This is a genomic window from Celeribacter neptunius, assembly GCF_900113955.1.
GTDB lineage: Bacteria > Pseudomonadota > Alphaproteobacteria > Rhodobacterales > Rhodobacteraceae > Celeribacter > Celeribacter neptunius.
In genome coordinates this window covers 203,593-223,719 of sequence record NZ_FORH01000008.1, presented here as the reverse complement: position 1 = coordinate 223,719, position 20,127 = coordinate 203,593, and the positions used below count along the sequence as shown (strand labels likewise).

17 protein-coding genes are annotated in these 20,127 nt (G+C 63.1%); 7 read left to right on the top strand and 10 right to left on the bottom strand.

Translation table 11 applies throughout. The annotated features are described in order from the left end of the window. Positions 1-9 precede the first annotated feature (9 nt). From BM151_RS18375 to modB, 4 genes are all read right to left on the bottom strand, one after another. Positions 10-3,267: an efflux RND transporter permease subunit gene (locus tag BM151_RS18375; RefSeq protein WP_090062228.1), complete on the bottom strand. Its 3,258-nt coding sequence runs from the start codon at positions 3,265-3,267 to the stop codon at positions 10-12. Continuing rightward, on the bottom strand, positions 3,260-4,246 hold the full coding sequence (locus tag BM151_RS18370; RefSeq protein ID WP_090062225.1) for an efflux RND transporter periplasmic adaptor subunit: 987 nt from the start codon (positions 4,244-4,246) through the stop codon (positions 3,260-3,262). Before BM151_RS18370 ends, BM151_RS18375 begins: the two co-directional genes overlap by 8 nt. A 215-nt stretch (positions 4,247-4,461) precedes the next feature. Then, positions 4,462-5,562, bottom strand: a complete 1,101-nt coding sequence (gene modC, locus BM151_RS18365) for a molybdenum ABC transporter ATP-binding protein (protein ID WP_090062222.1) — start codon at positions 5,560-5,562, stop codon at positions 4,462-4,464. Further along, positions 5,559-6,263 carry a molybdate ABC transporter permease subunit gene (gene modB / locus BM151_RS18360; protein WP_090062219.1) on the bottom strand — a complete coding sequence of 235 codons (705 nt, stop codon included), beginning with the start codon at positions 6,261-6,263 and terminating at the stop codon, positions 5,559-5,561. The genes modC and modB overlap by 4 nt, the downstream gene beginning before the upstream one ends. 643 nt (positions 6,264-6,906) lie before the next feature. On the opposite strand from modB, the gene BM151_RS18355 reads away from it, so the two are divergent. Continuing rightward, on the top strand, positions 6,907-7,587 hold the full coding sequence (locus BM151_RS18355; protein WP_090062216.1) for a sugar transferase: 681 nt from the start codon (positions 6,907-6,909) through the stop codon (positions 7,585-7,587). 209 nt (positions 7,588-7,796) lie between these two features. Here the strand turns inward: BM151_RS18355 and BM151_RS18350 are convergent, their stop codons facing one another. The 4 genes from BM151_RS18350 to BM151_RS18335 all read right to left on the bottom strand — a co-directional run bounded on the left by BM151_RS18350 (position 7,797) and on the right by BM151_RS18335 (position 11,048). Next, a complete protein-coding gene (locus BM151_RS18350; protein ID WP_090062214.1) occupies positions 7,797-9,251 on the bottom strand; it encodes an ArnT family glycosyltransferase in 1,455 nt (484 codons plus the stop codon). Beyond that, the gene (locus BM151_RS18345; RefSeq protein WP_090062212.1) at positions 9,199-9,531 is read right to left on the bottom strand and encodes a lipid-A-disaccharide synthase N-terminal domain-containing protein; all 333 of its coding nucleotides are present in this window, start codon (positions 9,529-9,531) and stop codon (positions 9,199-9,201) included. Before BM151_RS18345 ends, BM151_RS18350 begins: the two co-directional genes overlap by 53 nt. A gap of 4 nt (positions 9,532-9,535) precedes the next feature. Continuing rightward, entirely contained in the window at positions 9,536-10,288 is a 753-nt protein-coding gene (locus BM151_RS18340; RefSeq protein WP_090062209.1) for a glycosyltransferase family 2 protein, read from the bottom strand. A gap of 94 nt (positions 10,289-10,382) precedes the next feature. After that, entirely contained in the window at positions 10,383-11,048 is a 666-nt protein-coding gene (locus tag BM151_RS18335; RefSeq protein ID WP_090062207.1) for a DUF1028 domain-containing protein, read from the bottom strand. Between the two features lie 170 nt (positions 11,049-11,218). Between BM151_RS18335 and BM151_RS18330 the strand changes: the two genes are divergently transcribed. The 6 genes from BM151_RS18330 (at position 11,219) to BM151_RS18305 (ending at position 18,284) form a co-directional block, all read left to right on the top strand. After that, positions 11,219-12,814, top strand: coding sequence for an ABC transporter substrate-binding protein (locus tag BM151_RS18330; protein WP_090062203.1), 1,596 nt, complete (start codon positions 11,219-11,221; stop codon positions 12,812-12,814). Between the two features lie 173 nt (positions 12,815-12,987). Beyond that, on the top strand, positions 12,988-13,935 hold the full coding sequence (locus BM151_RS18325; protein WP_090062200.1) for an ABC transporter permease: 948 nt from the start codon (positions 12,988-12,990) through the stop codon (positions 13,933-13,935). Positions 13,936-13,955: 20 nt separating this feature from the next. Beyond that, a complete protein-coding gene (locus BM151_RS18320; protein ID WP_090062198.1) occupies positions 13,956-15,854 on the top strand; it encodes a dipeptide/oligopeptide/nickel ABC transporter permease/ATP-binding protein in 1,899 nt (632 codons plus the stop codon). Beyond that, complete coding sequence (locus BM151_RS18315) at positions 15,851-16,810, top strand: ABC transporter ATP-binding protein (protein ID WP_090062433.1); 960 nt, start codon at positions 15,851-15,853, stop codon at positions 16,808-16,810. Before BM151_RS18320 ends, BM151_RS18315 begins: the two co-directional genes overlap by 4 nt. Then, positions 16,779-17,555: a FadR/GntR family transcriptional regulator gene (locus tag BM151_RS18310; protein ID WP_090062197.1), complete on the top strand. Its 777-nt coding sequence runs from the start codon at positions 16,779-16,781 to the stop codon at positions 17,553-17,555. The genes BM151_RS18315 and BM151_RS18310 overlap by 32 nt, the downstream gene beginning before the upstream one ends. Before the next feature lie 219 nt (positions 17,556-17,774). Next, positions 17,775-18,284, top strand: coding sequence for a GNAT family N-acetyltransferase (locus tag BM151_RS18305; RefSeq protein WP_090062196.1), 510 nt, complete (start codon positions 17,775-17,777; stop codon positions 18,282-18,284). A 101-nt stretch (positions 18,285-18,385) separates the two neighbouring features. On the opposite strand, the gene BM151_RS18300 is transcribed toward BM151_RS18305, so the two are convergent. Both BM151_RS18300 and BM151_RS18295 read right to left on the bottom strand, forming a co-directional pair. Next, the gene (locus BM151_RS18300; RefSeq protein WP_090062195.1) at positions 18,386-18,748 is read right to left on the bottom strand and encodes a DUF5368 domain-containing protein; all 363 of its coding nucleotides are present in this window, start codon (positions 18,746-18,748) and stop codon (positions 18,386-18,388) included. 12 nt (positions 18,749-18,760) lie between these two features. Further along, positions 18,761-20,077, bottom strand: a complete 1,317-nt coding sequence (locus BM151_RS18295) for an NAD(P)/FAD-dependent oxidoreductase (protein WP_090062194.1) — start codon at positions 20,075-20,077, stop codon at positions 18,761-18,763. Between the last annotated feature and the right edge of the window lie 50 nt (positions 20,078-20,127).

Sequence of the window (20,127 nt, the reverse complement as noted above, 5' to 3'; positions counted from 1 at the left end):
GCGATCGGCTCACATCTTGAAAATGCGGTAGATCGCCGGGATCACCAGAACCGTCAGCGCGGTCGAGGACAGGAGCCCGAAGAACAAGGACAGCGCCAGACCCTGAAAGATCGGGTCGGCAAGGATCACCGCCGCGCCGATCATCGCCGCAATCGCGGTCAGCAGGATCGGTTTGAACCGGGTCGCGCCCGCCTCCAACAGGATCTCCACCGTCACCTTGCCCTCGTCATCGGCATTGCGGATGAAATCGACCAAGAGAATCGAGTTCCGCACGATGATCCCGGCCAGCGCGATGAACCCGATCATCGACGGCGCCGAGAATGGCGCATTGAACAGCCAATGCCCGATCATGATGCCCAGGAAGGTCAGCGGCACCGGCGTCAGGATCACCAGCGGCAGGCGGAAAGAGCCGAACTGGGCCACCACGAGGATATAGATCCCCAGAAGCGCCACACCGAAGGCCGCCCCCATGTCGCGGAAGGTGACCCAGGTGACTTCCCATTCACCATCCCACAACAGCGTCGGCGTTGCGGTGTCGGTCGGCTGACCATGCAGCGAGATTTCCGGCTTCATGCCCTCCGGCCAATCCATCTCGTCGAGCTTGTCCCCCACGGCGATCATACCGTAGAGCGGCGCCTCATAGGCCCCGGCCAGCTCGCCCTGAACCATCACCGCGTCATAGCCGTTGTGACGGAAGATCGGGAAAGAGGTCTTCTCCTCGGTGATCTGCACCACATCGCCCAGCTCGACCACGCCGCGGCCGCCCGGCAGGGCATTGGCCGGCACCGGCGTCGACAGCGCGGCAGCGTCCATCACCCGGTCGGACTTGTCACGACCGATGACGATCGGGATCGGACGACGGCCTTCGCCGCGATGCGAATAGCCCACCGTGCTGTAGCTGTTCAAAAGCTGCAGCGTCTGGGCGGCATCGGCCTCCTGAACATTGTAGAAGTTCAGATCCGAAGGCTTCATCTCCGCCCGCAGGCGACGCGCCTGCACACCGTAGTTGTCATCGGTATCGACGATGAAATCGACGCTCTCGAAGGCCTCGCGCACCTTCTCGGCAACCGCGCGGCGGGTCTCGCCATCCGGCCCGTAGATCTCGGCCAGAAGCGTCGAGATCACCGGCGGTCCGGGCGGCGGTTCGACCACTTTCATCGCAGTGCCCGGCGGCACAGAGATGCCTTCGAGCAGGCGCTCGCGCAGCTCAAGCGCGATCTCATGCGAGGTACGATCGCGCTCGCCCTTGGGCAGGAGCTTGAGTTGCACCTCCCCCATTTCCGGGTTTTCGCGCAGGTAGTAATGCCGCACCAATCCGTTGAAGTTGAAAGCCGCAGCGGTGCCCGCATGGGTCTGCGCCGACACCACCTCCGGCATGGTCATGGCCAGCCGTCCGGCCTCCTGGGCGATGGCGTCCGTGGCCTCGACCGACGAGCCCTCGGGCAGGTCGAGCATGATCGCCAGCTCGGATTTGTTGTCGAACGGCAGAAGCTTGACCGTCACGTCCTTGGTGTAGAGCGCGCCCAGCGAGCCGAAGGACAGCACGATCACCGCCAAGAGGAAGATCCAGGCCACACCTTTCGAGCGCAGGATCGGCGCCGCGATCTTCGTGTAGAGCTTGCCGAGCTTGCCGCCCGGGGTGCCTTCCTCATCATCGTGGTGCAGCTCGGCACGCCCGGCGATCTTCAGCATCAGCCAGGGCGTAATCATCACCGCCACGAAGAAGGAAAAGATCATCGCCGCCGAGGCATTCGCCGGGATCGGCGACATATAGGGCCCCATCAGACCGGAGACAAACAGCATCGGCAGCAGCGCCACCACGACGGTGAGCGTGGCCACGATGGTCGGGTTGCCGACCTCGGCCACGGCCGCGATGGCAGCCCCGAAACGGTTCTGTCCCGGGCGTTTGAGCCCCCAGTGCCGGGCGATGTTCTCGATCACCACGATGGCATCATCGACCAGAATCCCGATCGAGAAGATCAGCGCAAAGAGCGACACCCGGTTGAGCGTGTAGCCCATCATGTAAGAGGCGAACAGCGTCAGCAGGATGGTCACCGGGATGACGATGGCGACCACGATGGCCTCGCGCCAGCCAATGGCAAAGAGCACGAGCACGATGATCGACACGGTGGCAAGCGCCAGGTGGAACAACAGCTCGTTGGCTTTCTCATTCGCCGTCTCGCCATAGTCACGGGTGACTTCGACGGAAACGCTGTCGGGAATGATCTCGCCCTGCATGGTCTCGACCCGGTGCAGCACCTCTTCGGCCACGACCACCGCGTTGGCGCCGGCCCGTTTGGCAATCGCCAGCGTCACCGCCGGACGGCGGATCACCGGCGCGGTGAGGTCAACCTCCGCAGCGGCCCCATGGCCGGCGTCCGCCCCGGCGCGGGTCAGGTTCGCCACGTGATGCTCATCGAGATCGGAAACAAAGGCGACATCGGCGACGTCGCGCAGATAGACGGTGCGCCCGTCACGCGCGGTCAGTTCGAGATTGCCGATTTCTTCCGGCGTGGTCAGCGTCTTGCCGACGATCAGGCCGATCTGCTCGCCACCATCGCGCACCAACCCGGTGGGCGCCGCAGAATTCGCGCCTTGGACCTTGCCGGCCAACTGTTGCAGGGTGATGCCGTAAAGCGCCAGTTTTTCCGGGTCCGGTGCGATCCGAAGCGCCTCTTCCGAGCCGCCGATGACATAGGTCAGGCCGACGTTCTCGATCCGGGCCAGACGCACCTCGACCTCTTTCACCACCCGGGTGAGATCGGCCGAGGTCATTTCCGTGTTGCCCTCGGCGGGGGTGAAGGTCAGCGCCACGATCGCCACGTCATTGATGCCGCGCCCGACCACCAGCGGTTCGGGAATGCCCACGGGCAGCCGGTCGAGATTGGCGAGGATCTTGTCGCGCACCCGCACGATGGCGGTCTCGGAGGGCACGCCCACGTCAAACCGCGCGGTGACCATGACATGGTCGTCGCGACTGTCGGAATAGACATGTTCGACCTGATCGATGCCCTTGACGATGGTCTCCAGTGGTTCGGTCACCAGCTTGACCGCGTCCTGGGCCTTGAGACCGGCGGTGCTGACATGGATGTCGACCAACGGCACGGAGATTTGCGGCTCCTCTTCGCGCGGCAGGGCACCAAGGGCGATGAGCCCCACGGCCAGAGCCGCCAGCAGGAACAGCGGGGTGAGAGGGGAAAGGATGAAAGCGCGGGTCAGACGCCCGGCAATGCCGAGCGCACCCGTCGGTCCGTGCGGATTATTCATGGGAGGTCACCACCACATCGCCGGCTTCGAGCCCGCTCAGGATTTCAACATAGGGGATGCCGTCGACGAGGCGCGTATTGCCCGGCACCACCACATGTTCGGTGGTGTGGCCATCGGCCTCGACCATCAGAAAGTCCAGACCGCCCGACTGGGTCAGCGCGGATTGCGGCACCATCAGCGCCTCATAGGTCCCGACCGGCAGGCGCACCTGCACCCGGCGGCCGACGAAGCGCGAGCTCAGCCCCTCGACTTCGACATCGGCCTCGACCCGGCCGCTCTGGATCAACGGGTAGATCTTCGCGAGCCGGCCCTCGATGACACCGGCGCCTTCGGAGATCTCGATCGTGTCGCCCTCATTGAGATTGTCGGCATAGCGTTCGGAGACGCCCAGACGCAGATAGGTGCCACCGGCCCCGACCATCGCCACCTGTTCCCCGGCCATGATCACCGCGCCCTTGGAGACGGGCACATCGAGCACCATCCCGGCCTCGGCGGCGAGCACCTCGCCCTCCTCGATCTGCCGCGATACCACCTGGCGCTCGGACTGGAGCGAGGTGATCTGGCCTTCGAGCACGGTCACATTGGTTTGCAGCGCCTGCAGGCTGGCGCTCGAAATCACTCCGCGCTCGGCCAGAGATTCGCCACGCGTCAGATCGTCCTGCGCCTTCACCAACTGCGAGCCATAGGCGTCGAGCTGGGCATCGATCCCCTCGATCTGGAACAAGAGCTTGGTGTCCTCGATCAGCGCCACGCGCTGGCCGGCCTCGACCATATCGCCCTCGGTGACATCAAGCGCCGTAATGGTGCCGCCGATCCGGGCCCGCGAGGGAACCTGATCGCGGGTCTCCACCTCGGCATAGATCGGTTTCCATTCGGTCACCACCGTGGGCGTGATCGTCATCGTGTCAGAAAAGGCGGGCGCGCCGACCAGGAGCGACCCGGGCAGGAGCATCATCGAAAGCAAAAGCGTGCGGTGCATGTGGACCTCTGTCTGTGATTAGGCATCCGCCTAATATTCAATTTCTTGCATGTGTAACGTTTTTTCCGGCATACGCAAGTATAGCTTTTCTTGCGACTTCTGAAAATTCTCTATCCTAACGCCTCTTACGGCACTTTGACCGACCTCAAAGACTGGGCCTCAAAGGCTGCTCCTCGAAGACTGGGCCGCAAGGAGTGGGTCGCAAAGAGTGGGCCTCAAACTCCGCGAGGGTTTCCCCCGCCGTAATTCTCGCGGGCAATCGACAATGTCTTGATCACCGCATGACAGGGCATGCCCTCGCGCAGGGCCAGGGCCGTGGCGGAACGGCGGGTGATCTGGGACAGGATCCGCCCGGCCGGGGTGTCCAACACCACCAGCACGCCGGTGCCCGGTTCCTCGCGCAGCTCGGCGATCGTGCCGGAGAGGATATTGAGTGCCGAAAGGCCCTCGGGACGCCTGGGTGACAAAATCACCTCATGCGCCGCAATGCGCAGGCGCAGCTCGGCCCCGGGCACCGCCTCGACCTGCGGCAGGAACAGCGGCGCGCCACCGGCGCTGAGCTCGCTCACCCCGTCCGGGTGATGCATCTTGAGCGTCGCAAGGATCAGCGCCCCGGCGCCCGCGGCCCCCACCGGCAGCACATCCGGATCGCTGAGGATCTCGGTGGCGGGTCCCTGCGCGATCACCTTGCCACGCTCCAGCGCGATCACCGTGGTCGCGAGCCGTGCCACCTCGGCGGGGCTGTGACTGACATAGAGCATCGGCACGGACAATTCGTCGCGTAAGCGCTCGAAATAGGGCAGGATCTCCGCCTTGCGCGCCTCATCCAGCGCCGCCAGCGGCTCGTCGGCGAGAATCAACTCCGCCCCGGACAAGAGTGCCCGACCGATGGCGACACGTTGCTGTTCCCCGCCCGACAGACCATCGGGCCGGCGGTCGAGCAGCGCACCGATGCCGAGCATCTCGACCATCTGCGCCACCTCGCGCTCCGACACGCTCCGGCGGGCGAACCGGCGACCGAAATCGAGGTTCTTCTTCACGGTGAGATGCGGAAACAGCCGCGCGTCCTGAAAGATCGTGCCGATCCGCCGCCTGTGCGGCGGCAGGCAGATCCCGGCCGCGGTGTCGCAAAGCACCCTGCCTTCGAGCTCGATCCGCGCGCGTTCCGGATGGAGCAACCCGGCGACGGCGCGAATGACCGTGGACTTGCCAGAACCGGACCGGCCGAACAGGACGGTGATCCCGGCCGGCACGTCGAACGTCACATCCAGCGTGAAATCGGCAAAGCCATGCCGCAGGGCAATCTGCATGCTCATCGCGCCGCCCCCTTGCGCGCCACGCGACGCGCCAGAAGCTCCGACGCCAGAAGCGCCGCCATCGCGAGGGTGACCGAGACCGCGACCAGCCTGAGCGCCGCGCCCTCTTGGCCCGGCACCTGAAGAAACGCGTAGATCGCCGAGGGCAGCGTCCGGGTCTCGCCCGGAATATTGGAGACAAAGGTGATCGTCGCGCCAAATTCGCCCAGCGCCTTGGCAAAGGCCAGCACCGCACCCGCGAGAATGCCGGGCCAGGACAGCGGCAAGGTGACTTCGAAGAAGACCCGCAAAGGCGAGGCCCCGAGAGAGGACCCGGCCTCCTCCAACTTGCGGTCCACCGCCTCGATCGACAGCCGGATCGCACGGACCATCAGCGGAAAGCCCATGATGGCCGCGGCCAGCGCCGCACCGGTCCAGCGAAAGGAAAAGACGATGCCGAAATCCTTGAGGAACGCCCCCAGAGGCGCGCGGGCACCAAAGGTCAGAAGCAGCAGGTAACCGGTGACCACCGGCGGCAGGATCAGCGGCAGATGCACCAGCCCATTGAGGAGCTGTCGCCCGGGAAAGCGCCAGCGCGCCAGCGCATAGGCGATGAAAACCCCGAACGGCAGGCTCAGAAGCGAGGCCCAGAAGGCCACTTTCAGCGACAGGGCGATGGCCTGCCATTCCTCGGCGCCGAACCAGGCACTTGCATCCGCCATTGTTCTTCCATGTTCCTTTGTTCCGCCTCAGGCGCCCGGGGCCGCAACGCAGCGCCGTTCACGCCTGGGCACCCTGTTGATGTCAAACACACCGTTGAGATCAAGCGCACCGTGGGGGCGCCAGGTTTCAGCCAATCGAGGCACTTTGTGCCCCCGCCTGATCGCCCGCGTCAAGCACGGCGACGAGAGAGAGGATCGACGGCAGGCAGAAACTTCAGCTGCGCACCCTCCGCTTCTACCTCGTGTTCCACCCACATTCCCATTCTCTTTCCCATTCTCTTGGGCGGTGTCCCCGGCCAGATGGAATCAACAGACCCCGGCCCGCTGCTGCATCGCAGCGCCTCCCGTCCGCCCCAAGGCGAATCGTTTCCCGATTGGGCGTATTTTCGCTAACAGCGCAGGTCGCAATATTTCGCAAAATCGTCATATTAACCATAAATTTCAAATAGTCCGAACTTCAAAGCGATGCTTTTTGCATCAGCATCGGCGAATTCTGCGCCGCGGCAACAGAGTTGGTTCAATCTTTCCCGAAAAAATGGTTACCATAGGGTAAACAAATTCTCGCGACAGCAGTAGAGTGACTAAGTCACAGTCGCAAAGTTACGCGTTGGTAGTTGGTTCGTTCTTACGGTTGGGGAAAACCATGACATATGTTTCTAAGTCCTCCCAAGATTTCTCACTTATACACCCCACATCAAAGGCGAAGTTCTCGCTCTATAAAAGTGTCGGGAAACGTCTGTTTGATCTGCTCTTCTTCTTCATGGTCTCGCCGATTGTGGTGCCGGTCATTCTGATCCTGGCGCTTCTGGTCAAGCTCGACGGTGGTCCGGCCTTTTACGCCCAGCGGCGCGTCGGACGGAACGGCAAGACATTCCAGTTTTACAAGCTGCGTTCGATGCATGTCGACGCGGATGCGATCTTGCTGAAGCTCTGTCAGGAAAATCCTGAGATCGCGAAAGAATGGCAGACCTATCAGAAACTGCGCCATGATCCGCGGATCACCAAGATCGGCAATTTCATCCGCAAGACCTCGCTCGATGAATTGCCGCAGGTGCTCAACGTGCTCAAGGGCGACATGAGCTTTGTCGGTCCTCGCCCCTTCATGCCCAGCCAGCAGATGATGTATGAGGCGGCAAAGGGCGAAGCCTATTTCAAGATGCGCCCGGGCATCACCGGCCTTTGGCAGGTCTCGGGCCGTGGCGAGACCAGCTTTGTCGCCCGGATCAAATTCGACAATCTCTATTATCGCAAGCTCAGCCTGATGACCGATATCGCACTGATCCTGCGCACGGTCACCGTGGTCTTGAAACCCACGGGGCACTGAAGTTCCGACACCGCCAGATCCACGGCCCGCCCCACGGTCAAACTCCATGGCCAAACCCCATGGCCAACCCCCTGGGACCACTCCTAAAATCAAAGCGGCCGGCCTGCCCAAAAGGCGCAGGCCGGTCGTTTTCATGTGGCGGGTTCACATAGCGTCCGGCGATCCGATCGGCGCCATTTGCATGGACACAACTGAGGCTCAATTGAGGTTCAGTCGAACAGGCATTGCGCGGACACACGTCCGGCATGAAGCGCGCTTCGGCTGTAGACCCCGGTCAGAACCAACCCCTCCAAGGGGATCAGATCTTTGCAGGGGACAGGCTCGCCGGCCCAGATCACCAGCACGTCGCCCTCCTGCCCGGAAGGCAACGCCCGGTTCTGCGCGTAATAGCTCGACGCCCGCCCGGTCTCGGGCAGCGCATAAAGCGCGACGCCCCGGTCACGCCCGATATAGAACAGATCGGCGATGATATCGCGATTTCCCGTGACCACGGGCAGGCCTTCGCGCTCTGCGAGATCGAGAATGCTCTCGGACAGGGCGTGACGCCCGAGATAACGCTCCGCCAAGGGCCGCCCGTTCAGCTCGGGCCAGGGCGCCAGGACAATGATCAGCGGCAAGAGCGCCGAAAGCGCCAGGTTGATCACCAGCGCGATCTTGCGCCAGAGCGGCGGCAGCACGGTCACGGCAAGGATCACCCCGGCGAAATAGCTGGCAATCGCCCAATTGGCATAGGCCTTGTCCAGGAGCGCCTGCACCGTCACCACCAGGAGCGCCGGAATGGAAAACAGCACCAGAGCGGGGCGCATACCGCCCGCGCCTCTCAACGGCCGGAGATAGGCGAGGATCAGAGCCGCCATGGTCACCGGGCCGAAAACCCCGAACTGGCTCAGCACGAATTCCGCCATGGAGCCGAAATCGAAAGCCGCGCCGTGCCGCACCCAGCCGGCATTGTCCATCGTATGCGCGACCGTGGTCAGATCATGCGACAGGTTCCACATCACATTGGGCGAAATCACCGCCGCAAAGCCGGCGAGCATCAGCGTGAGATTGCGCCAGCCCGGCCGAAATTGCGGCTGGCTGAGCATCACCATCGCCGCGCCGGCGAGAAAATAGATCGCGGCATATTTCGCCATGAAGGCGAGACCGGCAAAGATCCCGGTGGCCAGCGCATCGCGCATCTGCCGCGTCTCGGCCGTGCGGAAGAAGAACAAAAGCGCGGCCGCGTAGGCGGGCGCCATCACCGTATCGGTCGAGATCATCACCGAGCCCAGCGCCACAAACGGCAGGCTCAGATAGAGCCCCACGGTCCAGAGCGCCGCCCTGCGCCCTGCCAATCGTGCCGCCACAGCGCCGAGCAAAAGCGCGGTGACCCCATGCAGCACCGCCCCGGGCATGCGCACCCAGAAGGCGGCATCCGAGCCCACCAGGTCGGTCACCGCCCGGATCAGCCAGCCAATCAGCGGCGGCTTGGAATAATAGCCGAAATCGAGGTTCTGCCCCCAGAACCAATATTGCACCTCATCGACGAAAAGATCGGTGCGATCAAAGGCAAGCGCCAAGAGCCGCAGCGCCACGGCCAACAGCGCAAAGCCAGCCGCCAGTGGCAGCCATTCACTCGGAGAGGCTGGTGTCGCTTGGGGTGTTTTGGGCGCGTCGGTTTGCATAGATCAGCCAGAGATTGCGGAAATAGATGATGACGCCCAGCGACTGGCCGAGCACGAACACGGGATCCTTGCGATAGACCGCATAGGCAAACAGCATCAGCCCGCCGGCCAGCGAGAAATACCAGAACGCCACCGGCATGACGGAATCCTTCGCCCGCTCAGAGGCGATCCATTGCACCAGAAACCGGGCGGTAAACATCAGCTGCGCCGACAGACCGAAGAGCACCCACCAGAGCTCGGGCAGCGTGTCGACATGCAGGATCGTCATCAGCCAGGTCATCGGCTCACTCCCCCGCCTGCGGGGTCATCACCTCTGCCACGATCTCTTCCGGCCGCGATTTCTTGCGGCGCCTGAGCAGCCAGGCCACCCCCATCAGATCGACAATGCCGACCAGGCCGCGTTGCAGGTTCGAGTAATGCGACCGGCCACCGCCGCGCGCCCGGTGCGACACGTCGACATGGGCGATCTGCCAGCCATCGCGGGCGAACAGCGCCGGCAGATAGCGGTGCATATGATCGAAATAGGGCAGCCCGAGAAAATCGTCGCGACGAAAGGCCTTGAGCCCGCAGCCGGTGTCGCGGGTGCCGTCCTTGAGGATTTTGGCGCGCAGCGCATTGGCAAACTTGGACGCGTAGCGTTTCGAGAACGTGTCCTGACGCCCGACCCGCTGCCCGGCGACGAGACCGATCTTCGCCCCCTCCGGCCCGGCAAAGGGCGCGATCATATTGGGAATTTCCGTGCCCGGGTTCTGACCGTCGCCATCGAGCGTGCAGCACACCGTGCCACGGGCGGCGCGCACGCCGCTATGCACCCCGGCCGATTGCCCGCCGGAGCGGTCGTGACGGATCACCCGCAGCTGCGGCATGAATTTCATCCGTTTTGCCAGGATCTCCGCCATGCCGTCGTCGGAAGCGTCATCGATGACAATGATCTCATAAGGACCGATCGGCACACAGGCCGTGGCGATCTCGTCGAGAAGCGCACCGATATTCTCCGCTTCATTGCGGCAGGGGATGATGATGGAAGTATCGCACATGAGCTCGTTTCGCCCCTCTCAAACTTGCCCCCGCGCTTACCGGAGCCACCCCGTGATGTAAAGCGAAACGCCCTCCCCTTGCGCGCGTCCCGGCTCAGTCGAGGCCGCGCATCGGATCGCTCAGCGACGGCACCTGACGCGCCCAGAAGGCATAGTCGCCACTGGTCGCCTTACCGCAAAGCGTCGCAAGCGCACCGATCGGATCGCTCTCGTGATAGTCCACCCGGAGTGTCAGGGGCGCGCGATCCTCATGCAGGATCAACAGCGCCGCCGAGAGAAGTCCGCGACTGTCGCCCCCCGCCGCCGCGCCGGCGCGCAGCGCCGTGATAAGCCGCGTGCCAAGCGGCCCGGAGGCCGCGAGATAACCATCCCGGATCGCCTCCAGGACCTTGAGATCGCTGAGCAAGTTGCCCGCCACCACACCATTCTCGAACCGCACCGCGCCCTTGGCATCGGTGTTGCCCTCGCCGGTGAAGGCCGCCCCCTGCCCGCTGAGATCCAGTGCCGAGAGTTGCCGGTCGGCGCGCTTGCGATCCGGGGTCGTGACGGCGGCGACCGCCTCTGCCGCGCCCTGCCCGCCCCGCATCGCCGCGAGCACGTCTTCGCCCCAGAATGTCGAGGGGGACGCGCCTTGCGAGGCCGACATGCCCGCGCGCAGATCGCCACGCAGCACCCATCCGCCGACACAGAGCGAACCGGTGGCCGCCGCGCCTGCGATGGCGCCGGTCTCGGGGTCCTTGACGAGAATGGAAAAGGTCATGCGAGCGGTCCTCTTGTGATCTGAAGATGGTCTGACTGAACGGTTCGGCGCGATTATGAGCAGGGCTTGGCCGGCACCTCTCCTATTTATCATGAAAAATTGACTATGCAAATTATCGTGATAAATTCGATTCCAATAACAGACCATCGACAAAGCAGGGAGTGCACGAGATGGAACTTTTCAATTGGACACGTCGCGGCCTGATGAGCGGCCTGATGGCCACGGCCGGCGCGGCGCTGATGAGCGGCCTGGTCACGCTGGGGGCCCCGGCCTTCGCACAAACCCCCGAAGGCGTGCTGATCGTCGGTCAGATCGCCGAACCCAAATCGCTCGACCCGGCGGCGGTGACGGCGGTGAATGACTTCCGCATTCTGGTAAATCTCTACGAAGGCCTGGTGAAATACGCCCCCGGCACGCTCGAAGTGGCCCCGGGTCTGGCGACCAGCTGGGAGATCTCCGAGGACGGCACGGAATACACATTCCATCTGCGCGAAGGCGTAATGTTCCACGATGGCACACCCTTCAACGCCGAGGCGGTGAAATTCAATTTCGACCGGATGCTCAATGAGGACCACCCCTATTACAACACCGGACCTTTCCCGCTGGCCTTCTTCTTCTCGGCGATCGAAGAAACGACAGCGGTGGATACGTACACCGTGAAATTCAAACTGAACGGCCCCTACGCGCCCTTCCTGTCCAATCTCGCCTATCCCACGGGGTTGATGGTCTCGCCCGCGGCGGTCGAGGCAAATGGCGTCGATTTCGGCCGTAACCCGGCGGGCACCGGCCCGTTCAAATTCGCCGAATGGCGCTCCAACGAGGCCGTGGTGATCGAGAAGAACCCCGATTACTGGGGCGATCCCGCCGGCACAGAGGCGGTGGTGTTCCGTCCCATCACGGATGCCAACACCCGCGTCGCCGAAATGCTCGCTGGCGGCATCGACATGATGGTCGAGGTGCCGCCGACCGCGCTGTCGCAATTCCAAAGCGACGCTTTCAATATCGTCGAACAGGCCGGACCGCATCTCTGGTTCCTGATCCTCAACGCCAAAGAAGGCCCCTTTGCCGACAAACGCGTCCGTCAGGCCGCCAATTACGCGATCAACAAAGAGGCGCTGGTGAATGACGTGCTCGAAGGCACCGCCGATGTCGCCGCCGGACCGACCCCGCCCGCTTTCGCCTGGGCCTATAACGAGGCGCTCGATCCCTATCCCTACGACCCGGAAAAGGCCAAGGAACTTCTGGCCGAGGCCGGGGCCGAGGGCGCCTCTCTGACCTTCTACGTCACCGAGGGCGGCTCCGGCATGCTCGACCCGATCCCCATGGGCACGGCGATCCAGGCCGATCTCGAGGCCGTCGGATTGGACGTGAAAATCGAGACCTATGAATGGAACACTTTCCTGGGCGAGGTGAACCCCGGCCTCGAGGGCAAGGCGGACATGGCCGAGATGGCCTGGATGACCAATGACCCGGACACCCTGCCGTTTTTGGCTCTGCGGACCGAGGCCTGGCCCGACAAGGGCGGCTTCAACTCCGGCTATTATTCCAACCCCGAGGTCGACGCGCTGTTGGAAAAAGCCCGTGTGTCCACCAATCAGGAGGAACGCGCCACGCTCTACAAGGAAATGCAGGCGATCGTTCAGGAAGACGCCCCTTGGGTCTTTGTCGCCAACTGGAAACAGAATGCGGTGACCACGGATCGGGTCGGGAATTTCTCGCTCGAGCCCTCCTTCCTGCTGCAATTGCAGTCGGTGACCAAGGAGTGATCTGCAAGTCTTGATCTCCGGACGCGGTTCCCTGATCCCTGCCATGGGATCAAGGGATCGCGCCCGGTCATCTGCGGCTTTCCGCGCCCGCCATCCGTGCCCGACAATAGTCCGACGGAAAGCCGACACGTTTCCGACATCCGTTTTTCGCCAGCCAACAGGGGAGCGCACCCATGGGCAGCTACATCCTGAAACGCCTGATTTCCGCCATTCCCGTGCTCCTCGGCATCACCGTGATCGTGTTTCTGATCATGGCGATGATCCCCGGAGATCCCGCCACCGCCATTCTCGGCAGCTACGCGACGCCGGAGAATGTCGAAAAGCTGAACCGCGATCTAGGCCTCGATAAACCCTTGGTGCAGCGCTATTTCATCTGGCTCGGCAATATGTTGACCGGCGATTTCGGGCGGTCCTTTTCGCTCAACCGGCCGGTTTTGGACGAAATCCTCGAACGGTTCAGCGCCACACTCGTTCTCGCCGGCACCTCTTTTGTGCTCTGCGCCGTACTGGGCATTCTCGCCGGCGTCATCTCCGCCGCGCGGCAATACGGTCTCGCCGACAAGCTCATCACCTTCGTCGTGCTGATCGGCATTTCCGTGCCGTCGTTTTTCCTCGGCATGATGATGATCCTGATCTTCGCGGTGGACCTGCGCCTGCTGCCGGTCTCGGGTATGTATGCGATCTATGGCGGCGGCGATCTGCCCGATCTGATCCGCCATCTGATCATGCCCGCCGGCGCGCTCGCGGCCGTAGCCACCGGTGTGGTCGCCCGGATGTCGCGCTCTGCCATGCTCGAGGTGCTGCGTCAGGATTACATCCGCACCGCACGGGCCAAGGGCGTCAAGGAACGCCGTGTCCTGATGGGCCATGCGCTCCGCGCCGCCATGGTGGCGATCATCCCGGTGCTGGGCATTCAGGCGGGCTTCGTGCTCTCCGGCGCGGTCTATATCGAGATGGTGTTCCAATGGCCCGGCGTGGGCCGGATGCTGGTCGATGCCATTCTCAAGCGTGACATCCTTTTGGTGCAAGGCGGCGTCGTCTTTGTCGCCGCCTGTTACGTGCTGTTCAACATCGCTGTCGATGTGGCCCAGAGCCTCCTCGATCCGCGCATCAAAACCTGATCAAGACGCAAGGGGCCGCCATGACGACTTTCCTTCGCCTGCTGTTTCGCAACAAGCTCGCCGGTCTCGGGGCTGTGGTGCTGGGGCTGATCCTCGTGCTGGTGCTCATCGCACCGCTGCTTCCCCTGCCCGACCCGAATGTCACCGCCACCGGCGACCGCTTCCTCAGACCGTTTTCCGAAGGCCATCTTCTCGGCACCGACCATTTGGGGCGGGACCTCATGGCCCGCCTGATGCATGGCACGCGGGTATCTTTGGCGATCGGGCTGATCTCGGCCTTTGCCGCCGCGTTTGTTGGTTCTGCGATTGGCATCATCGCCGGTTATTTCGGCGGGCGCATCGACAATCTGATCATGCGCGGCATCGATATGCTGATGGCCTTTCCCTATATCCTTCTGGCACTCGCCATTGTCGCGGCCCTCGGCCCCGGATTGATGAATGCGCTGATCGCCGTGGCGGCGGTCAATGTGCCGTTCTTTGCCCGCAACATCCGCGGCATCACCGTCTCGCTGGCAGGCCGCGAATTCATCGACGCGGCACGGCTCGCGGGCCTCGGGCACACACGGATCATCACCTCGGAGCTTTTGCCCAATGTGCTGCCGGTGATCGTCATCGGTATTTCCACCACGGTAGGCTGGATGATCCTCGAGACCGCCGGGCTGAGTTTTCTCGGCCTTGGCAGCCAGCCACCCGACGCCGATCTCGGTTCGATGCTGGGCGAGGCGCGCGCGGCACTGATCACCGCGCCACATACATCTGTGGTGCCGGGCCTGATGATTTTCCTCATCGTCATGTCGATCAATCTGCTGGGCGACGGGGTGCGCGATGCGCTCGATCCGCGGCTCAAATCCGGCGCGCTCTCGCGTCCGCGCGCCACGACCCTCGTGGACCGCAAGGGCGCGGTGCCCGAGGCCGATCAGAAAGGCCTCCTGAACCTGCAGGAACTCGAGACGCAATTCCATGTCGGGCCGCGCATCTATCGCGCCGTCAATCGGGTCTCGCTCCACGTGAACCCCGGCGAATGCCTTGGCATCATTGGCGAATCCGGCTCTGGAAAATCCGTCACCGCGCTCTCGGTGATGGGGCTCGTCGCCTCGCCGCCGGGCGTGGTGACCGGCGGGGCGGTGCGCTATGGCGGCGAGGATCTGCTATCAGCATCTTATGAGAGCCTGCGCGCCAAACGTGGCGAGAATGTCGCCTATATCTTTCAGGACCCGCTGGCGACGCTGCATCCGCTCTACAAGATCGGCGATCAGCTGATCGAGGCGATCCAGTCGCATCACGACACGTCCAGAACGGAAGCGCGCGCCAAGGCGCTGGAGCTGTTGAAATCCGTGCGCATCCCCAATGCCGAGCAGCGCTTGGACAATTTCCCGCATGAAATGTCCGGCGGCATGCGCCAGCGCGTGGGCATCGCCATGGCCTTGGCCAACGATCCGGACGTGATCATCGCCGATGAACCCACGACCGCATTGGACGTGACGGTACAGGCGCAGATCCTCGCGCTTCTGGATGAGCTGCGGCGCGAACGCGGGCTGGCGATCATTTTCATCACCCATGATTTCGGCGTGGTGGCGCAGCTCTGCGACCGGGTGGCGGTGATGTATGCCGGCCAGATCGTCGAGGAAGGTCCGACCATGGCGGTGCTCGACGCCCCTGCCCATCCCTATACCAAGCGCCTCATTGCCTGTGTGCCGGAACTCGGTGGCGGGCGACGCGAACTGGCGACGATCCCCGGCCTGCCACCAGTGGTGGACAACCTGCCCGAGGGCTGCGCCTTTGCCGCGCGTTGTGACAAGGCCAGCGAGACCTGCCGCACGGGCACCATCGCGCTCAAAGGCACGGCACGCGAAGGCATGGCGCTCGAAGGCATGGCAGCTCGCGCCGTGCGTTGCCTGTTTCCCGAGGAGGCCATCTGATGCAAGCGCTGAAAATCTCCGAACTCGCGAAAACCTTCCCGCTGGCCAAGCCGCTGTTTGGCAAAGCACCGCCCGGCGTGCGCGCGGTCCGGCCAATGTCCTTTGCCGTCGAGAAGGGCGAAACCCTTGGCATCGTCGGCGAATCCGGCTGTGGCAAATCCACATTGGCACGGATGCTGGTCGGGCTGTTGGAGCCCACGAAAGGCCAGATCGAGATCGCCGGCAAGGCGCTCGACACCGCCGATCCGGCGGCTTTCGGGCGGCTCATTCAATATGTATTTCAGGACCCGATCTCGTCCTTGAACCCGCGCAAGACCATTCGCCAGATCATGGAGGTGCCGCTGAAGCGCCTGCACGGTCTCGACAAGCCGGCGCGCGACAAGCGGACCCGCGAGATCTTCGCCTCGGTCAACCTGCGCGAGGAATTTCTCGACCGCTATCCGCATGAGTTCTCCGGCGGTCAGGCCCAGCGGATCGGCATCGCCCGGGCGCTGGCGGCCAGCCCGGAAATCATGGTTCTGGACGAGCCTGTCTCGGCCTTGGATGTGTCGGTTCAGGCCCAGGTGCTGAACCTGCTGGCCGAGTTGAAAGCGCAATTCAATCTCACCTACCTGTTCATTTCCCACGATCTGGCGGTGGTCGAGGCGGTCTCCGACCGGGTTGTCGTGCTCTATTTCGGTTCGGTGGTCGAGATCGGCAGGGCGGAGGATATTTTCAAATCCCCGAAACACCCCTATACCAAGCTTCTGGCCGAAAGCGCGCCGGTGGTCGGGCGGGCCCTCACAGCCCCCGAGCAGAAGGACAGCGAATTGCCCGATCCGCTCAACCCGCCGCCCGGATGCGCCTTTGCCGGACGCTGTGTGCACGCCACGGAACTGTGCCGCACCGAAGAACCCCGACTGCGCCCGATGGGAGAAGATCAACTTGCCGCCTGCCACCACCCGCTCGAAGGCTGAAAAGCCGACGGAACCCCGGCTGTCCCGCCCCGCCCGCGTCGCCGAGGCGATCAAGGATTGGGTGGTCGAACGCGGCATGCAGGCCGGCGACCGGCTGCCCTCCGAGCCAGAGATGATGGCGCATTTCGGCATGGCCAAGGGCACGATCCGCGAGGCGATGCGCATCCTCGAGGCGCAAGGCCTGATCAAGACCCGGACCGGACCGGGCGGTGGCTCTTTTGTCCACGAGGTCAGCCGCACCCGCGCCAAGGCGCTCTTGGGAAATTACTTCTATTTCAAGAACCTGACCATCGGTGACATCTATCAGATGCGGCGCGCGCTCGAACCCGAGAACGCCGCGGCACTGGCCGGCAAACTGTCCCCGGAAGTGCTCGATCAACTGGCCGAGATCATCGCGCTCTATCAGGTGCCGGCGCGCACCCAGGACGAGGAGCGCGAACAGCATATCGCCTCGCTGCGCTTTCACGCGGTGCTGGCGGAACAGGCCAGGAACCCGCTTCTGGGTTTCGTCATCGATTTCATGGTCAAGCTCCTGTCCGACATCACCACCTATCGCCAACTCTACACCCCGGTGAACCCGGAGCTGCGACTGCGCGGACTGGATTTCCAGACCCGGTTGCTGGCGGCTCTGCGCGAGGGCGACGCCGGGGCGGCACGGGCGATCATGAAGGCGCATATGGAGACCGCCTGGGCATTGATGGGCGACCAGGAGGCGATTGCGCTGAGCCGCTTCCTACCGGAATAGGCGCCGCGAAAGCCCTGTCGGCAAAGCGTCGGATTGGTGTCGGACTTTCGTCGGCCCCCGCAGGCTGTATCTGGACCACCCAATCGCCCTCGCCGCGGCGCGGCGCGGACCACCTCCTCGGCAAAATCAGACATGGCCAGGGGCGTGCAACTCTCGCGGTGCCACCCAGTCACACGGGATGTCCTTGACATCCTCGCCGGAATATCAAGCCTGTCGGACATGAGTTTACGCAGAGCGACCCGTTCCGATGCATCCAGCATCGCCGCCATCTCGATTGAGGTTTGGATCGGCACCTATCTTCGACGCGGTGTGAACCGCTTTTTCGCCGATTTCGCCTTGAACGAATTCACACCGGCAAAGATCGAAAAGCAGATCTCGGACCCGCGTCAATTCATCCTCGTCTCCGAGAACGAAGAAGGGATCGACGGCTTCATCCGCGTCTCTTCTGACAGCACAGCACCGGTGGCGGGCTGTTCCGATACGGAGATTGCGACATTCTATGTGCAGCCCCGTCATCATGGAAAGGGCATCGGCAAGCGGCTCTTGGAAGCGGTCTTTCAACAGTGTCGGGACAGGGCCGAAACATCCGTCTGGCTGACGACGAATGCGGAGAATGCGCCTGCGATTGCCTTCTATCTGTCCCGCGGGTTCGAACAGGTCGGAGAAACGCATTTTCGTATCGATGATCAGAAATATCTGAACAAGGTCTACGCCTATTCATTCACATAGGTGCCCCCCGACCGACGCGCCCGGCACGGTTCAAAAAAGAACGCCCCCGGTCCGCACACCGGGGGCGCCCACCCTTCAGGTCGAACGGAACGGGACGACCCTCAGGATTCCAATTTGGCTTTGCGCGGTTTCACCAGCGACTCGAGCGTGTAGACGAGGATCGCCATACCGATCGCGCCCATCACAGCAACGCCCAGGAAAACGATGAGATCCACCGCCCCGCCGATGTCCGCCGGGCTCGAGTGGGTCATGCCCATGACGAACCAGACCGCGGCCACGGCGCCCACCGGCATCGACAGCTGCGCCCAGAGGAATTTGCGCCAGCTCACCGCGCGATCACGGATCAGCACAAAGAGATAGGCCAGCGTCACCACGGCGGCGGCGGCGACCATGATCCAGAACAGCCCGCGGCCGAAGATTTCCTCGAACACGGCGATCAGGGTTTCAAAAGTGAGTTCTTTCATGTCGCTCTCTCCTCAGGCCTTGCCACGCAGCATGGCGTTATAGGTGGCTTTCAGCGCCACCTCTTTCATCAGCCAGGAAATCCACAGCTCTTCGAGCGGCGGGATGATGCCCGGGAAGGACGGGGTCAGGTTGTTGTTGTAGTCGAACTCCACCAGCATGGCGCGACCGATCTTGGTGATCATCGGGCACGAGGTATAGCCGCCATAGGTCTCGGTCGGCGTGGTGCCGGCGATGGCGGAAACGATCTGATCCTCGACCACCGGCACCTGCCATTTGACGGAGGCGGCGGTTTTGCCTTTCGGCACGCCGGCGACGTCGCCAAGCGCCCAGATCTCCGGGTAGCGCAGGTGCTGCAGCGTTGCCATGTCACATTCGACCCAGCCCTGATCGGTCCATTTGTCGGCCCAGGACAGGCCGGACTGGCGGATCACCTCGGGGGCGCGCTGCGGCGGGATCAGGTGGATATAATCGTAATCCATCTCCTCGGTGCCCTCGGCGGTGTTGAAGGTCACGCGCTTGGCGCCCGCATCGATGGCTTTCACCGTGTGCCGATAGACCGGAGCGATGTCGCGATCGCCGAACAGCATGCGCACCTTTTCCGAGACGATCGGCACACCGAAGAGCGCGCCATCATGAGCGCCATAGGTGATCTCGGCCTTGCCGCGATTGCCGGCACGACGCAGACGGTCGTCGATCAGGAAAGTGTGTTTCAGAGGCGCGCCGGCGCATTTCATCTCGGTGCCCGGACGGGTGAAAATGCCATGGCCGCCCTCTTCGATGAATTTCGACGCGGCTTTCCAGGTGGCGGCGGCATATTGCGGTCCGGCGTAGAGCGCACCGATGCCGTTTTCCCCGACCATGTCGAGCGAGAAGCCTTCGATGGCATCATGATCGAGAATGAGGCCCGGGGCCACGACGAGGAAATCGTAGGTCAGTGTCTGACCGCCGTCGGTCGATACGGTTTTCGCGACGGGGTCGATGGCAGCGGCTTTTTCCTGAATGAGCGTCACGCCTTTGGGCAGCCAGTCGGAGGTCTCGGAGGTGACGTAATCTGCCGGTTTGAGCCCGGCGGCGACGAGTGTCAGCCCGGGCTGATACAGATGCTCCTTGCGCGGATCGATCAGGGTGATCTGGGCACCTTCGAGCCGGTCCATCAGACGGTTCGACAGCGCGGTGCCGCCGGCACCTGCGCCGATGATGACGATTTTCGCGTTGGTCTTGACGGTGGCGGCCTGGGCGTTGCCCGCGGTCACCGTCAGCGCCGTTGCCCCGGCCGCCAGACCGAGGAATCCTCTGCGGTTCAACGCCGGGGATTTTGGTGAGTGCATGTTTCTCTCCATAATATATTTGCATGCATATGTATGCATATTTTTGGTGC

Excerpts from the sequence above, each read along its gene's own strand:
- BM151_RS18375 (WP_090062228.1), bottom strand. The coding sequence starts at position 3,267 with ATGAATAATCCGCACGGACCGACGGGTGCGCTCGGCATTGCCGGGCGT.
- BM151_RS18370 (WP_090062225.1), bottom strand. The coding sequence starts at position 4,246 with ATGCACCGCACGCTTTTGCTTTCGATGATGCTCCTGCCCGGGTCGCTC.
- modC (WP_090062222.1), bottom strand. The coding sequence starts at position 5,562 with ATGAGCATGCAGATTGCCCTGCGGCATGGCTTTGCCGATTTCACGCTG.
- modB (WP_090062219.1), bottom strand. The coding sequence starts at position 6,263 with ATGGCGGATGCAAGTGCCTGGTTCGGCGCCGAGGAATGGCAGGCCATC.
- BM151_RS18355 (WP_090062216.1), top strand. The coding sequence starts at position 6,907 with ATGACATATGTTTCTAAGTCCTCCCAAGATTTCTCACTTATACACCCC.
- BM151_RS18350 (WP_090062214.1), bottom strand. The coding sequence starts at position 9,251 with ATGCAAACCGACGCGCCCAAAACACCCCAAGCGACACCAGCCTCTCCG.
- BM151_RS18345 (WP_090062212.1), bottom strand. The coding sequence starts at position 9,531 with ATGACCTGGCTGATGACGATCCTGCATGTCGACACGCTGCCCGAGCTC.
- BM151_RS18340 (WP_090062209.1), bottom strand. The coding sequence starts at position 10,288 with ATGTGCGATACTTCCATCATCATCCCCTGCCGCAATGAAGCGGAGAAT.
- BM151_RS18335 (WP_090062207.1), bottom strand. The coding sequence starts at position 11,048 with ATGACCTTTTCCATTCTCGTCAAGGACCCCGAGACCGGCGCCATCGCA.
- BM151_RS18330 (WP_090062203.1), top strand. The coding sequence starts at position 11,219 with ATGGAACTTTTCAATTGGACACGTCGCGGCCTGATGAGCGGCCTGATG.
- BM151_RS18325 (WP_090062200.1), top strand. The coding sequence starts at position 12,988 with ATGGGCAGCTACATCCTGAAACGCCTGATTTCCGCCATTCCCGTGCTC.
- BM151_RS18320 (WP_090062198.1), top strand. The coding sequence starts at position 13,956 with ATGACGACTTTCCTTCGCCTGCTGTTTCGCAACAAGCTCGCCGGTCTC.
- BM151_RS18305 (WP_090062196.1), top strand. The coding sequence starts at position 17,775 with ATGAGTTTACGCAGAGCGACCCGTTCCGATGCATCCAGCATCGCCGCC.
- BM151_RS18300 (WP_090062195.1), bottom strand. The coding sequence starts at position 18,748 with ATGAAAGAACTCACTTTTGAAACCCTGATCGCCGTGTTCGAGGAAATC.
- BM151_RS18295 (WP_090062194.1), bottom strand. The coding sequence starts at position 20,077 with ATGCACTCACCAAAATCCCCGGCGTTGAACCGCAGAGGATTCCTCGGT.